The following is a 14090-nucleotide window of genomic DNA, read 5'->3' on the forward strand; positions in this document are numbered from 1 at the left end:
TCCTCGTCCACGACGCCCACACCCCCTCCCCCACCACCGCCTTCGCCCTCTCCCGACTCGCCGACCCCGACACCCTGCACCACACCCCCATCGGCGTGTTCCGCTCCATCGACCGGCCCGTCTACGACACACAGATGGCCGACCAACTGGACAAGGCGATCGAGCAGTACGGCAAGGGCGACCTGTCGGCGCTGCTCGCCGGCGGGGACACCTGGACGGTCGTCGGCTGACCCGCGAGGCGCATGCGAAGAGGCCCGGACCGCACGCCCGCCGTGCGGACCGGGCCTCTTCGCATGAGGCCACCGTTGGGGCCACCAGCGGGGCCACCAGGGAGGGGTACTTACCTGAAAGTGGGTACTTTCGAAGAGTTAGCGCACCCCCTAGGGTTAGTGGCGCACTCGCCCCCCTGGAGGAGTTTCATCATGAGCATCGTCGTCACCGGAGCGACCGGGAACCTCGGCACGTTCGTCGTCGAGGGCCTGCTGGAGAAGGTTCCGGCCGAGCAGATCACGGCCGTCGTACGCAACGAGGAGAAGGCCGCCGGGCTCGCGGCGCGCGGCGTGAAGATCGCCGTGGCCGACTACAGCGCCCCCGAGACCTTCGACGGCGTCATCTCCGCCGGTGACAAGGTCCTTCTGATCTCCGGCAGCGAGATCGGCAACGACCGCGTCGGGCAGCACAAGGTCGTCATCGACGCCGCCAAGGCCGCCGGTGCCGCGCTCCTCGCCTACACCAGCGCGCCGGGCAGCCTGACCGCGGCACTGGCGGACGACCACCGGGGCACCGAGGAGGCGCTGCTCGCGTCCGGTCTGCCGTACGTGCTGCTGCGCAACGGCTGGTACAACGAGAACTACACCGAGCAGCTCGGCCCCGTCCTGGAGTACAACGCCGTCACGCACGCCGCCGGTGAGGGCCGGGTCTCGTCCGCCGCCCGCGCGGACTACGCGGCCGCCGCGGTCGCCGTGCTGACCGGCGAGGGTCACGAGAACAAGACGTACGAGCTCGGCGGCGACGTCGCGTGGAGCTTCGCCGAGTACGCGGCCGAGCTGAGCCGCCAGACCGGCAAGGAGATAGCGAACAACGCCGTCTCCGTCGACGTCTTCGCCGGCATCCTCACCGGCGCCGGTCTCCCCGAGCCGTTCGCCGCGATCCTCGCGGGCGTCGACGCGTCCGTCGAGAAGGGTGAGCTGGTCGTCTCCTCCGGTGACCTCTCCCGGCTGATCGGCCGCCCGACCACGCCGATCGCGGACTCGATCACGGCGGCGCTCAAGGCCTGAGCCCCGCATGACGGCCACCCCCGCCTGTCATGACCGTATGGCGATACGGGCATGACAGGCGGGGGTGGTCGGCGTTACCTTCGTGGGACTTGGGCCGCGGGGCGCGGCCGGTCGAGGAGGAGGGGCCGTGGCGGCGCAGTCGAAGGGCGAACATCGGATAGGTCTGCTGAACGGCTTCGCGGCATATGGGATGTGGGGGCTCGTCCCGCTCTTCTGGCCCTTGCTCAAGCCCGCCGGCGCGGTGGAGGTCCTCGCCCACCGCATGGTGTGGTCCCTCGGCTTCGTGGGGATCGCCCTGCTGGTGCTGCGGCGCTGGGCGTGGGCCGGTGAGCTGCTGCGGCAGCCGCGCAAGCTCGCTCTGATCGCGGTCGCGGCGGCGGTGATCGCCGTCAACTGGGGCGTCTACATCTGGGCCGTGAACAACGGCCAGGTCGTCGAGGCATCCCTCGGATACTTCATCAACCCGCTCGTCACCATCGCCATGGGCGTCCTGCTCCTGAAGGAGCGGCTGCGGCCCGTTCAGTGGGCGGCGGTCGGCGTCGGCTTCACCGCCGTCCTCGTGCTGACCATCGGCTACGGGCGGCCGCCGTGGATCTCGCTCTGCCTCGCCTTCTCCTTCGCCACGTACGGGCTGGTGAAGAAGAAGGTCAACCTGGGGGGCATCGAGTCGCTCGCCGCGGAGACCGTGATCCTCTTCCTGCCCGCGCTGGGCTACCTGTTGTGGCTGGGCTCGCGCGGCGAGTCCACCTTCGGCACGGAGGGCACCGGGCACGCCCTGCTGCTGGCCTCGACCGGGCTGGTCACCGCGCTGCCGCTGGTGTGTTTCGGTGCGGCCGCGATCCGGGTGCCACTGTCCACGCTGGGGCTGCTCCAGTACATGGCGCCGGTGTTCCAGTTCCTGCTCGGAGTGCTGTACTTCGGCGAGGCCATGCCGCCCGAGCGGTGGGCGGGGTTCGCCCTGGTGTGGCTGGCGCTGTCGCTGCTGACGTGGGACGCGCTGCGGACCGCCCGCCGTTGGGGCGGGGCGCGTACGGCTGCGGCGCAGCCGGAGCCCGCTTCGGCGCCCCTGTCGGCACCCGTACCGGAGGCCGTTGCGGAGGCTGCCCCGGAGACCGCTCCGGAGGCCGAGGCGGTCGCCCCGAAGACCGGGGGCTGAGGCACGACCAGGCCTCTTCACGCGCCGCTCGTACCCGCTCGCACCCGCTCACGCCCGCTCGTACCAGACGGCGATCTTTCAGAATCCCCTCCCCCCACACGACGGCGGGCCGCCTCCCCAGCGGCCCGCCGTCGCTCTGTCCGGCCGCTCCACTCTGCCGTCGGCCATGGTTTCGCCCGCTGAGTCCGACATGCGAACACCCGTGGCCGAATACCGCTCTTGACGGAAAGTCAGCCCCGCCCGCACCATCCAGGCACCTCATTCACCTGGATTCGACATGGACACGCCAACAGCGATTCATGCGGATCCCATGGAATTCGGAGCCCCCACATGAAGCTCTCTGTTCCAGTCACCAGGCGTGCCGCTGCCGCCGTCGCCGTCGCGGCGGCCTCGCTCCTCACCAGCGGGTCCATAGCCGGGGCGGCTCCCGCCCCGGAGGCAGTGGCCACCGCGCCCGACCTGCCCGTGGCCAACGTCAAGGCCCACCTCACCCAGTTCCAGTCCATCGCCACCGCCAACGGCGGCAACAGAGCCCACGGCCGCGCCGGTTACACGGCATCCCTGAACTATGTGAAGGGCAAGCTGGACGCCGCCGGTTTCACCACGACCGTGCAGTCCTTCACGTCCGGCGGCCGCACCGGGTACAACCTGATCGCCGACTGGCCCGGCGGCGACACCAACAACGTCGTCATGGCCGGTTCGCACCTCGACAGCGTCACCTCCGGCGCCGGCATCAACGACAACGGCTCCGGTTCCGCCGCCGTGCTGGAGGCCGCGCTGACCGTGGCCCGCACCGGCTACCAGCCCACCAAGCACCTCCGGTTCGCCTGGTGGGGCGCGGAGGAGCTGGGCCTGGTCGGCTCGCGCTACTACGTCAACAACCTGTCCTCCGCGAACCGCGCCCGGATCAGCGGCTACCTCAACTTCGACATGATCGGGTCGCCGAACCCCGGGTACTTCGTCTACGACGACGACCCCACCATCGAGAAGACCCTCAAGGACTACTTCGCGGGCATCGGCGTCCCCACGGAGATAGAGACCGAGGGCGACGGCCGCTCCGACCACGCGCCGTTCAAGAGCGCGGGCGTCCCGGTGGGCGGCCTCTTCACGGGCGCGAGCCGCACCAAGACCGCCGCGCAGGCGACCAAGTGGGGCGGCACGTCCGGGCAGGCGTTCGACCGCTGCTACCACTCGTCCTGCGACACGACGTCCAACATCAACGACACGGCCCTGGACCGGAACTCGGACGCGCTGGCGTACGCGGTGTGGGAGCTGTCGAAGTAGAGGCCGACAGGCGGGGGCGGGGGTAGGAGCCGCCGGCTGGGGGGTACGGGTGCCGTGACGGGCGCCCCGCCCTTGAGAGCGAGGGTAGGAGCCGCCTGCTGGGGGGGTGCGCGGCCGTGACGGGCACCGGGCTCTTGAGAGCGAGAGCAGGAGCCGGCTGGGGGGTGCGAGGCCGTGACGGGCACCGGGCTCTTGAGAGCGAGAGTAGGAGCCGGCTGGGGGCGGGTGCTGTGACGGGCGCCGCGCCCTGAGAGCGGAGCGGTGGCGCGGCGGCGCTCGCGCTCCGCAAGGGGGCTTGTTCGTGTCCGGGGCCGGTCGTCGACGCCACGTCGCGGCCGGCCCCGGAGGCGTGTCGGCCACGTAGCGGTGGTGTGGGGGGCAGCGGCGGTGGGACGCGGCCGGCGGCGACGCCGGTCCGTACGGCGGGGGTCGGTCGTGTGGTCAGCAACCGTGGATCCCGCCCGGCGTCAACCCAGATCATGTCGGCCAGCCAACCGCGGGGCGTGCCCGGCCCCGAACCCGGTCCGTCCGGCAAGGGTCGGCCCGACCGGTCAGCGGCCGCAGGGCGCGCCCGGCGTCGACCCCGGTCGTGTGGGCCAGCGAACCGCGGGGCGCGGCCGGCCCCGAACCCGGTCCGCCCGGCAAGGGTCGGCCCGACCGGTCAGCGGCCGCAGGGCGCGCCCGGCGTCAACCCAGATCATGTCGGCCAGCGAACCGCGGGGCGTGCCCGGCCCCGAACCCGGTCCCTCCGGCAAAGATCGGCCCGACCGGTCAGCAACCGTGGATCCCGCCCGGCGTCGACCCCGGTCGTGTGGGTCAGCGACCTTGGGGCCCGCCCGGCCCCGGTGCCGGTCGTACCGCGGGGGCCGGTCGGCGGGTGGTCGCCGCTGTGGTCGTGCGGGGCATGGACGCGGTGTGGGGTGTCGCCGTGCGAGTTGTGGCGGCTCTGCGGGTCGCCGTGGCCGTGTGTTCGGCCGTGAGGGTGTGGGCGTGGGACGGGGTCGTCGTGCGGAGGCGGGAGGCGACCGCGGTGGGCATGCGGGCGCCTCGGGTCAGGTCTGCGGCGACCGCGGAGCGGAGGGCGCCGATCCGGGCCAAGTGCGCTCCCAGCCGCTCCGGGCCGAGCGACGCGACGTCGACGCCCAGGGCTGCCCGTACGGCTGCCGGGTGCGTCGGAATCGGCGCGGCGCCCCTCGCGGGTGCGCGGGCCGGGTCGAGTCCGGCGGAGCGCAACGCCGCGGCACGCACACTCCAGGGGGCCTCGCCGGAAAGGCGGGGCCGGGGCGTACGGGTGTGACGAGGGCCGGGGGTGCCATGACCGTCGTACGCCGCCGCCCCCGAGGCGCGTGCCGGTCGGGCGGCCCGGTCATCGAGCGTGCGCCAACTCATCGTGCCGGTCAGCTCGTTGACGTGGACCTCCACGCGGGGGCGAGGAGTGCGCTCCGAGGGTGGGGACGGCCGCCGCCGGGCGGTGCGGTGGCGGGCGGCCTCCGGGAGGGGCGCGGGCGGGGACGGGGCCGCGGGGGTGCGGTCGTTGCCGGGAGCGGTGGGGTTCCGGGCCGCTCCCGGTGTCGGGGCCCGGCCGACCGTCCGGGGGGTGGCGTGGTGGTGGGGGCCGTCGTGTCCGTCGTCACTGGCCATGGGCGTGCGGGCTCCTCACATAGGGGTCGGCGTCCAGCGCGCGCGCCCGTTCGGCGAGGCGGCCCATACGGGTGCGGGCCTTCTCCAACTGCTCCGCGTCGTCGGCGGCGGGACCGGCGTCCGCGGCCAGCTCGGCCCACACGGCGATCAGGTCCCGGCCCAGGTGCAGCCCCTGGAGCGGGTCGCGGATCGCGCGCCAGGCCGCCGCCGCGCTCTGGACGTTGCCGTACGCGGCGCGGGGGTCGCGCAGCCGGTGCCGTAGGGCGGCCAGGTCGAGGGACAGATGGAAGGACCTGAGCGCGTCACCGGCCAAGTAGGCGATGTAGGCGGTCAGTTCACGCAGGCGGAGCACCTCGGCGTGCTGGGGGCCGAGGGTCGCCGTCGCCTGGGCCACGGTGTGCTCGGCCATCTCCGCGGCCTCCTGGATACGGCCCATCTTGACGGCCTCGTTGATGCGCGAGACGGGCTCGGCGAAGGGCGAGGGGGCCGCCGCCCCGTCGGACTCCTCCAGGTCCAGCACGGACTCGGCGACGTCGAACTCGCGCACCGGCGCCGGCTTGGGCCCGGGGTCCTCGTCCGCCACCTTCCACTCGGGAGCGGAGTAGGGGTCGGCCGCGGACTCCTCCGGCGGGGCCGGTACGAGGGCGGGTTCCGGTGCGGTCACCTGCACCGGGGTGGGCAGCGGAGTCGGCGGCGCCGCCGGCGGCCAGGGCTGCGGGTCCAGCGAGACCGGCCCCGACTCCGGGACCGCGCCGGAGGGGTGGGCTACGTGCTCGGACCGACCGACGGCCGGGTGGTCCGCCTCCACTTCGGACGTGTGGGCCGGGGCCTGAGGCACTGGGGCCTGGTGACCTGGCGCCTGATGCGGAGGCCACGGCTGCGGCTCCAGGGCTGCCGGGCTCAACTCGGGAGCCGGGGCCGGGGCCTGGACCTGGGCCGGTACGGCGTCGGCGACTTCGGCAGGGGCCTGCGCCGCCGCCGAGTGCCGACCCGGAGGCCACGGCTGCGGCTCCAGGGCACTGGGGCTCAACTCCGGGGCGGGTACGGGGTTCGGCACGTGAGCGGGTGCGGCGGCCGACGGGCGGGAGGGTGCGGCGGCCGACGGGCGGGAGGGTGCGGCGGCCGACGGGCGGGAGGGTGCGGCATCCGACGTGTAGGCGGGTGCGGCGGCCGGTGCGTGGGCGGATGTGGCCTCGGACGCGTGGACGGGTGCGCCACCCCGCGCGGGGCCGAACTCCCCGACCGGGGGTACGGCGACTCCGGCGGACTGGGCCGCCGCCTGGCCGTATTCGCCGGTCAGGGGCCCGGCCGCGTGGCCGGAATCCACCCCTGCCCGGCTGTACGCGTCCGCCTCAGGCCCAGCCGTACCGACGGGCTCGGCCGCCGCACCGCCGTATTCCCCAGCCGCGGGCGCGGCCGTGGGGGCGGGCTGGGTTGCCCCGCCCTGAGGGCCGCCCTGGGGGTGGGGCGCGTCGTCGGAGGGCGCGGCGATACCGGATGGGGTGCGGGGCGGTCGGGCGAGGGGGCCGTCCGTGGGCTCCGGGACGGCGCGCAGGACGAAGGTCGACGGGGCGACACCGCCCGCCGCCGGCTTCGCCGCGGTGAGCGGCATCGTCTTGGGCTCCCGCTTCGGCTCGACGGCAGCCGGGGGTTCCGCCGGGGCCCCGCCCGCCTCCTGGCCGGGAGCGGTGGCCTTCGCCGCCGTCAGCGGAAGCGTGCTCGGCTCCCGCTTCGGCCGCCCGGAAGTCACCGGGTGACCGACCGGGTCCCCGGTTGACGGCGCCGGCTTGACCGCCGACAGACGCAGCGTGCTGGGCTCCCGCTTCACCTGCGGCCGCGGCTGCTCGGGCTGCGCCTGCTGCGGCTGAAGCTCCGACGAGTGCGGCTGCTCCTGCGCGGGAGGCTGTGCCTGCGCGTGGGACTGCTCCGGCACGTGCGACTGCTGGTGGGCGTACCCCTGCGGCTGCTGGGGCCGGCCGTGGGGCTGCTGCGACGGCACCTGGGCCTGCGACTGCGGCTGGGCGTGCGGTGGTTCCGGAGCCGTCGGCTCCTGCTCGGGCATCCCCCGGGCCGCCGACTCCGGTACCGCGCGCAGCACATACGTCGACTTGTCCCGGCGCGGTCCCGGCGCGACGACCGGCTCGGCCGCAGGCGGCGCTGCAACAGGCTCGGTCACCGGCGGCGCGGGCGGGGCCGCGGGCGCTGGCGCGGAGCGGGGCGGTGTCGTGACGTCTCCCCTCGGCTCGGCGACCTGGACCGGCTCGCCCGCGAAACGGCTGGAGCCGTCGACGTGGACCTGGAGCGGTACGACGTAGCCGATGCGCTCGTCGTGGACCGTGGCCAGGACCGGGTGGCCGGTGGCGAGGGCGAGACGGTGGAGGTAGTCGAGCGCGGCGGTCTGGAGGGACTCCCCCGCGGCCGCCGGTACCGGCATGCCGCCGACGGTCGCGCCGGCCTCCGCCGAGACGCGCACGTCGATCGGGGTGAGCCCGGCCGGTGCCGGCGCGCGGCCCGCACGCTTGAGTTCCCGCTTCTGTTCGCGGCTGAGTCGAGTCATCGTTCCCTCACTCGGGTCGGTCAGAAGGAGAAACGGCGGACGGCAGGTCGAAGGACACCAGTGCCACGGGGGACACCGGCGACGCGGGAGACACCGGTTTCCCGCCGGCTCCCGTGTACGACGCTGTGGAGGGCGACGCCGTCGGTGACGTCGGTGGTTGCGCCGCGGCCTCCACCGTACGCACATCGTCGACCCGCCACGGCTCGCCCTTCCCCGAACGCACCAGCTTCAGGTACACCGTGGCCTGTGGACCGGTCCCCGTCCAGCCGTCCCGGCCGTGCGCCTCGCCGTCGACGAACACGGCGCGGTACGCCTCGGTCGCGGTGTCGGAGGGCGCGTCGCCGTCGTCGTCGAACTCCACCTCGACGGTCGTCCACGCCTTGTGCGACGCCCAGGAGTTCCAGTTCTCGCCCGCGCCGCTCGCGGGGCGGTACGCACGCTCCGCCTTGCGCTTGTCCGGGGTGAGCCAGCGCGCGGTGCGCAGGACGGCGTCGTGCGGGCTCATGTCGTACTTGGTGTCGTAGCCGTAGGCGACCTCGACCCATGCCCTGGAGACGGAGGTGGCGTCCAGGTCGTCGACGCCGGACGGGCTCGGTACGTGCGCGTCGTCGCCCAGCGGTTTGCCGGACGGCAGCGGGGCCTTGGGGGCGATCGACGGTTCGGCCGAGGCTCCGGGGCCGCCGCCGACCGTCTCCCGGTGGTCCTGCAGACCGCACGCGGTGAGGACCGCCACGCCGGTCACGGTCGCGAGCACCACCGCCCCGGCCCGGCGGAGCCCGCCGGACGCGCCGCGTCCGCCCGCTCCCCTACGGGCGCCGGGCAGCTGGCGCCCGTCGCTCCTCCTGATCATCGTCGTCCCCCTCCTCACCTCGGTGTCCTTCCCCGTCGTCATCGTCCGTGCCGTCCCCACATGCCTCACTACAGGCCCAACCAGGGCGCCGGATCCACGTACTTGCCGTTCTGCATCACCTCGAAGTGGAGGTGGGCGCCGGTCGAGTAGCCGGTGGAGCCCACCGGGCCCACGCGCTGGCCGACCTTGACGTGGTCGCCTGCCTTGACGTTGAGGCCCGCGAGCATGTGGTTGTACGTGGTGGAGATCTGGTCGCCGTCGATGGTCCCGTGGGAGATGACGACGCGGTTGCCGTATCCGTTGGTCCAGCCGGCGAAGGTGACCACGCCGTCGCGCGCGGCCAGCACCGGGGTGCCCGCCGCCACGCCGAAGTCGGTACCGGTGTGCAGCTTGCGGACGCCGAGCGTGGGGTGCATGCGCCAACCGTACGGGGAGGTCACGGGCGGGTTGCCGGCCAGCGGCATCGCCATCTGCTTGCCCGGCGGGAGCTTGCCCGGCGGGTCGTCCACCGACTCGTACTTGGCGATCAGGGACTTGATGCGGACGACGTAGTCCTGGGTCTCCTTGTAGGGCGGGATGCCGCCGTACTGCTGGACCGCGCCGGGGCCCGCGTTGTACGCGGCGAGCGCCAGGTCGAGGGTGTCGCCGCTGGCCTGGCCGCGGTCCTTGTAGCCCTGGACCTGCTTGGCCAGCGCGCAGTCGTAACGGCCCTGCGCCATGATCGCGTCACCGGGGTCGTACGGGGATATCCGGCCGTTGCCGTCGTCGTCGCGGCCCCAGGTCTTCCAGGTGCCCGGCATGAACTGGCTCAGGCCCTCGGCGCCCACGGGGGACTGGGCGTTGGGGTTCCAGCCCGACTCCGCCTCGATCTGCGCGGCGATCACGGCCGGCTTGATGATGTCGCACATCGAGCCCGCCTTGAGCACCCACGGCACGTACTCCGCCGGGACCTGCCCGTTCTTGAGGCCGCCGCCGACGCCGCCCTGTTCCTCGGCATCGGCCTGGCCTCCCCCGCTCACCCCGACCATCAGGACCACGGGCATCATCACGGCCGCCACGCAACCGCCGACGACCCAGCTCGTGGTGGACCCACCCCCGTTGGACATCTGCTCCCCTCAGCGTCGAAGTCCAGTCATGTTCCTGCCAGTCCAGGCCGGCCAGTCGAGTCTCTCCGCTCACCCGCGCTCCCCGCGTCACCAGCACGTCACAGGCTCGTAGCAGGAACTCACGCCCCAATTCCCAAGCGCGTGAACCCCGGTGAAGATCGGAGGCAGGCGCCGCGACGGGGCCGCGAACCGAACAGGTTCGGCCCGGCTCGACAGATCCGGCCCACGGCTGTGCCGGGTCGGCTCGACGTGGCTGATTCGGCTCGGCCGCGCGTCGGTTGCGGGTTCACGAACGGGCCGGCACAACGCGGCGAGGCCGACGGCCGAGAGCGGAGACGCCGGACGGCGCGGCGAACAACAAGGACGTACGGCGACGATGACGACACGACAGACAGACAGACAGACCGACCGACGAAACTCACCGGCGAAACTCACCGACGACCCGACGCGCCGTCCGACGACGGCATGCCGGCGGCTCGGCAAGGAAGCCGGCGCAACCCGTCGGCGGATACCAAGGCCGTACGGCGGCGACGCCGGACGGCTCCGCAATACAGGCCGGGCGGCGGCTACAGGCCGACCGGCACAACGCGCGGGCGACCGAAAGCCGTCCGGCGACAACCGTCGGCGGCGCGGCAAACGGTCGGCGGCAACAGGCCTCAGCGGCGTAGCACGCTGCACGGCGGCAACAGGCCTCAGCGGCGTAGCACGCTGCACGGCGGCAACAGGCCTCAGCGGCTCGGCACGCCGCTCGGCGGCGCGGCGCGGGTCGGTCGGCGGCAACAGGCCTCAGCGGCCTAGCACGCTGGTCGGCGGCAACAGGCGTCGGCGGCGCGGCGCGGGTCGGTCGGCGGCTGTGGTGGTCGTCGGTCAGGGAGACTTCGGTGGATGGCTGTGGAAATGGGGGAGAGTGGTGATGCGGTGATGCAGGGGAATGCAGGGCAGGCGACGGCCGGGCCGGAGATCTGGGTGCGGGGGCCCGTCGGGGAGGCGGAGGTGCTGCCGCAGGAGCCGGAGCCCCTGTCGGCCGCCGGCGCGCGGCGGTTCTCCTGGGTCGCCACACACGGCGGCGCCGGGTCCACCACCCTCGCCGCGGTCTTCGGTGGTCACGACGCGGGCCGCAACTGGCCCCGGCCGGAACACGGTGAGCCCGGATCCGTGCTGCTGGTGGGCCGGACGCACGCCGCCGGACTCGACGCGGTCTCGCACACCCTCGACATCTTCCGGCGGGGCGACGCTCCGCCGGGACTCGACCTGGACGCGATCGTGCTGGTCGCGGACGCGCCAGGGCGGCTGCCGCGGCAGCTCGTCCAGCGCGTCAAGGTGATCGGTTCGGTCATCGACGTCCACCGCGTGCCCTGGGTGCCCGCCTGGCGCACCGGCGATCTCACCGGCCCGCCGCCGCGGGAGAGCGCGGCGCTGGCCCGTCTCACCGGGAGGACCCCATGAGCCACACCGTGTACGCCGCGGCCACCACCCTGGCCGGGCCTCCGGGGGCGGTCACCTACGAACTGAACTACGTGCTGAACATCCTCGCCTGGCTGGTGACGGCGGCCGGTGTGTGCGGGCTGCTGCTGGTCGGCTCCCGGATGGCCATATCGCTGCGGTCCGGGGAGGGCGACGAGCACCTCACCCAGTTCGCGATGGTGATGGGCGCGTGCATCATCGGCGCGACGGCGGGGCCGATCGTGAACTTCGTGATGTGACGGAGCGTGACTGAGCGCGGGTGACGGCCCGTCGGTTCCGGGGGAACCGACGGGCCGTCACCGTATCCGCACACCCACCTCCCCTTTCGCACACCGGTACGACACACTCCGCTTCTCCGCAGGTCCGGGGCTTGGTGACGGCACGTCACTGTCCCGGACATGACGAGCAGTTCCCGTCTGTCACGACCACGTCACCGCCCAGTGCTGGATCACTACATCGCTTGGCTCAGGGTCACCACAGTCGCCAAGCTCACAGAGCGACCGGGAACCCGAGCAGCCGGCTCCGGCCCCGCCAGCATCCCAAGCACCCATCCGCTCAAGTGAGTTGACGTCGACCGCTCCGCTGCGGCCGACCGAAACGGGGAGAAACCACATGCTGAACGCGATAGCCACCAAGGCGCAGCAGGCCGTCTACCTGGCCGACGGGACCGTCCCGAACCCGAACCGCGACGCCCCCGGCGCGCTCACCGGCAAGGTCGACACCGTGCTCGGCATCGTCGCCTGGGCCGGTACCGCGGCGGGCGTCGCGGGCGTGCTGATCACCGGCGCGATGATGGCGATCTCGATGCGCCGCGGTGAGGGCTCGGAGCACATGGGCCGCCTCGGCATGGTCCTCGGCGGCTGTGTCCTCGTCGCCGCCGCCGGCCCGCTCGTGAACTTCGTCTTCGCGTAGTCCGTCAGCCAGCGAGTCGAAAGGGGGAGCGACGATGCTGAACTCCGGCCGGGCCCGAGGGGGCAGCGGGGAGTGGGAGCAGCCGTTCTGGCAGCAGCGGGGCTGGATCCTGTCGGCCGGGTTCCTGGGGGTGCTGGTCGTCCTCGCGGCGCTCTTCGCGGTCACCGGCAACGGCGCCGAGCAGTCGTCCGGCGCGTCCGGCGACCCGAGCCCCGCGCCGACCTCGACCTCGGACTCGGGGTCCGGGTCCGGCTCCGGTGACGGCGGTTCGAAGGACCGTCCCGCCGGCTGCCGTACCGACGACAGCGTCCAGGCCAAGCCCACCAAGGCACCGCGCGACTTCCACTGGAAGGCCAACGGCACGGGCCTGGTCCCGGTGTCGAAGACGGCGGGACCGCTGAAGTACGACGGGCCGGTCTGGTCCTGCTTCGCCCGCACCCCGATGGGCGCCGTCATGGCCGCCCACTCCATCACCGACCACCTCAGCTACGACGGCTGGCGCGAGGTCGTCGACCGGCAGGTCGTGCCGGGTGCCGGCCGTGACGCGCTGATCAAGACCCGTACCCAGTCGGGCGACAAGTCCACGACGGGATCGCCGGACGCGGGCGGCTACACCGGCTTCACGGTCCTGACGTACAACCGCTCGCAGGCGACCGTGATGGTCCTGGTCAGCGGCATGGGGGGCGGCGGCTACGGCTCCGCCTCGGTGACCGTGCGCTGGCAGGACGGCGACTGGAAGCTCGTCCCCGAGGCCGACGGCACGATCTACGGCGGTGTGTCGCAGGTGAGCGGCACCGACGGCTTCGTCACCTGGGAGGCGTGACATGGGCTGCTCCTGGAAGATCTACGACTGCGTCATCGAAGAGGGCGGCAAGCAGTTCACGGAGGGTGCGGTCGTCGTCTTCGCGAAGGCGATCGGCGACGGTGCCTCGGAGGTCCTCAAGGCCCTCAACGGCGTCTGGCTCGGCATCGACGTCGACCAGCCCGCGGGCAACGTCACCCACGGCAACCCCACGATGGATCCGGGCAGTCCGATCGGACTGATCACCGCGGAGGTCAACTGGATCGTCGCGTACGTGGCGGTGACCTCCCTGCTCATCGCGTCGATCCGGATGGCACTCGACCGAAAAGGCCAGCCGATGAAACAGGCCTTCATGGGGATGTGGAAGGTCATCCTCGTGGGCGCGGCGGCGGTCCCGGTGGTCACCGCGCTGATGAAGGCGTCGGACGCGTACGCGGCGGACGTGTACGCGAAGTCCGACCTCGGCGACAACGCCTCCGCGATGCTGGGCGTGCTGACGCTCAGTCAGCCGGGTCTGGTGCTGATCTTCGGTCTGCTGGTGATGCTGTCGAGCTTCGTGCAGATCGTGCTGATGTACATCCGCATCGGCGTACTGATCATGCTGGTCGGCACGCTGCCGCTGGCCGCCGCCTCCTCGATGACCGGGTGGGGCGAGGGCTGGTGGAAGAAGCACATCGGCTGGCTCGCGGCCTGGCTGCTGTACAAGCCGGCGGCGGCGCTGATCATCTACTCGGCCACGGCGATGACCAAGGACCAGAAGGATCTGGACGCGGTCATCGCGGGCATGGGCATGCTGATCATGGCGGTGTTCGCCCTGCCCGCCCTGCTCAAGCTGATCGTCCCGGCCACCGCCGCCCTCGGCGGCACCTCGGGCGGCACGGTCGCCCTCAACGCCGCCAACAACATCGCCTCCGGCGCGGTCAGCATCGCGGGCAGTGCCGCCGGGAGCGCCGGAGGCGGCGGGGGCGGGGGCGGCTCCGCGGGCCCGCAGGGCTCGCCGTCCGCGGGCGCGGGCTCCTCCGGGGGCGCCGGCGCGGGCGG

At 73.1% G+C, this 14090-nt stretch carries 12 protein-coding genes and 1 pseudogene; 9 read left to right on the top strand and 4 right to left on the bottom strand.

Annotation, left to right across the window (positions count from 1 at the left end; all coding sequences use genetic code 11):
* The 4 genes and pseudogenes from M8J73_RS43950 to M8J73_RS43965 all read left to right on the top strand — a co-directional run.
* Positions 1 to 230, top strand: a pseudogene (locus M8J73_RS43950) (2-oxoacid:ferredoxin oxidoreductase subunit beta); the annotation flags it as partial.
* Between the two features lie 192 nt (positions 231 to 422).
* Entirely contained in the window at positions 423 to 1277 is an 855-nt protein-coding gene (locus M8J73_RS43955) for an NAD(P)H-binding protein (RefSeq protein ID WP_055541097.1), read from the top strand.
* Positions 1278 to 1404: 127 nt separating this feature from the next.
* Positions 1405 to 2433, top strand: coding sequence for an EamA family transporter RarD (rarD, locus tag M8J73_RS43960; protein WP_055541096.1), 1029 nt, complete (start codon positions 1405 to 1407; stop codon positions 2431 to 2433).
* A gap of 330 nt (positions 2434 to 2763) precedes the next feature.
* The gene (locus M8J73_RS43965) at positions 2764 to 3717 is read left to right on the top strand and encodes a M28 family metallopeptidase (protein WP_249829898.1); all 954 of its coding nucleotides are present in this window, start codon (positions 2764 to 2766) and stop codon (positions 3715 to 3717) included.
* Positions 3718 to 4533: 816 nt separating this feature from the next.
* On the opposite strand, the gene M8J73_RS43970 is transcribed toward M8J73_RS43965, so the two are convergent.
* From M8J73_RS43970 to M8J73_RS43985, 4 genes are all read right to left on the bottom strand, one after another.
* The gene (locus M8J73_RS43970; protein WP_249829899.1) at positions 4534 to 5358 is read right to left on the bottom strand and encodes a hypothetical protein; all 825 of its coding nucleotides are present in this window, start codon (positions 5356 to 5358) and stop codon (positions 4534 to 4536) included.
* The gene (locus M8J73_RS43975; RefSeq protein WP_249829900.1) at positions 5348 to 7915 is read right to left on the bottom strand and encodes a tetratricopeptide repeat protein; all 2568 of its coding nucleotides are present in this window, start codon (positions 7913 to 7915) and stop codon (positions 5348 to 5350) included. The genes M8J73_RS43970 and M8J73_RS43975 overlap by 11 nt, the downstream gene beginning before the upstream one ends.
* 7 nt (positions 7916 to 7922) lie before the next feature.
* Positions 7923 to 8765 (bottom strand): hypothetical protein, encoded by an 843-nt coding sequence (locus tag M8J73_RS43980; protein WP_240501641.1) that lies wholly within the window; start codon positions 8763 to 8765, stop codon positions 7923 to 7925.
* 68 nt (positions 8766 to 8833) lie between these two features.
* Positions 8834 to 9871 carry a peptidoglycan DD-metalloendopeptidase family protein gene (locus tag M8J73_RS43985; RefSeq protein ID WP_055541806.1) on the bottom strand — a complete coding sequence of 346 codons (1038 nt, stop codon included), beginning with the start codon at positions 9869 to 9871 and terminating at the stop codon, positions 8834 to 8836.
* A gap of 897 nt (positions 9872 to 10768) precedes the next feature.
* On the opposite strand from M8J73_RS43985, the gene M8J73_RS43990 reads away from it, so the two are divergent.
* The 5 genes from M8J73_RS43990 to M8J73_RS44010 all read left to right on the top strand — a co-directional run.
* Positions 10769 to 11317: a DUF6668 family protein gene (locus tag M8J73_RS43990; protein ID WP_055541805.1), complete on the top strand. Its 549-nt coding sequence runs from the start codon at positions 10769 to 10771 to the stop codon at positions 11315 to 11317.
* On the top strand, positions 11314 to 11574 hold the full coding sequence (locus M8J73_RS43995) for a hypothetical protein (protein WP_055541804.1): 261 nt from the start codon (positions 11314 to 11316) through the stop codon (positions 11572 to 11574). Before M8J73_RS43990 ends, M8J73_RS43995 begins: the two co-directional genes overlap by 4 nt.
* A 373-nt stretch (positions 11575 to 11947) precedes the next feature.
* Positions 11948 to 12247, top strand: coding sequence for a hypothetical protein (locus M8J73_RS44000; RefSeq protein WP_055521280.1), 300 nt, complete (start codon positions 11948 to 11950; stop codon positions 12245 to 12247).
* A gap of 34 nt (positions 12248 to 12281) precedes the next feature.
* Entirely contained in the window at positions 12282 to 13070 is a 789-nt protein-coding gene (locus M8J73_RS44005; RefSeq protein ID WP_055541803.1) for a DUF8175 domain-containg protein, read from the top strand.
* Position 13071: 1 nt separating this feature from the next.
* On the top strand, positions 13072 to 14090 hold a 1019-nt coding region (locus M8J73_RS44010), incomplete at its 3' end, for a TrbL/VirB6 family protein (RefSeq protein WP_249829901.1).

Source organism: Streptomyces neyagawaensis (genome assembly GCF_023516595.1).
In the GTDB taxonomy this organism is placed as follows: Bacteria; Actinomycetota; Actinomycetes; order Streptomycetales; family Streptomycetaceae; genus Streptomyces; species Streptomyces neyagawaensis.

Excerpts from the sequence above, each read along its gene's own strand:
- M8J73_RS43955 (WP_055541097.1), top strand. The coding sequence starts at position 423 with ATGAGCATCGTCGTCACCGGAGCGACCGGGAACCTCGGCACGTTCGTC.
- M8J73_RS43985 (WP_055541806.1), bottom strand. The coding sequence starts at position 9,871 with ATGTCCAACGGGGGTGGGTCCACCACGAGCTGGGTCGTCGGCGGTTGC.
- M8J73_RS43990 (WP_055541805.1), top strand. The coding sequence starts at position 10,769 with ATGGGGGAGAGTGGTGATGCGGTGATGCAGGGGAATGCAGGGCAGGCG.
- M8J73_RS43980 (WP_240501641.1), bottom strand. The coding sequence starts at position 8,765 with ATGATCAGGAGGAGCGACGGGCGCCAGCTGCCCGGCGCCCGTAGGGGA.
- M8J73_RS44000 (WP_055521280.1), top strand. The coding sequence starts at position 11,948 with ATGCTGAACGCGATAGCCACCAAGGCGCAGCAGGCCGTCTACCTGGCC.
- M8J73_RS43975 (WP_249829900.1), bottom strand. The coding sequence starts at position 7,915 with ATGACTCGACTCAGCCGCGAACAGAAGCGGGAACTCAAGCGTGCGGGC.
- M8J73_RS43970 (WP_249829899.1), bottom strand. The coding sequence starts at position 5,358 with ATGGCCAGTGACGACGGACACGACGGCCCCCACCACCACGCCACCCCC.
- M8J73_RS44005 (WP_055541803.1), top strand. The coding sequence starts at position 12,282 with ATGCTGAACTCCGGCCGGGCCCGAGGGGGCAGCGGGGAGTGGGAGCAG.
- M8J73_RS43965 (WP_249829898.1), top strand. The coding sequence starts at position 2,764 with ATGAAGCTCTCTGTTCCAGTCACCAGGCGTGCCGCTGCCGCCGTCGCC.
- M8J73_RS43995 (WP_055541804.1), top strand. The coding sequence starts at position 11,314 with ATGAGCCACACCGTGTACGCCGCGGCCACCACCCTGGCCGGGCCTCCG.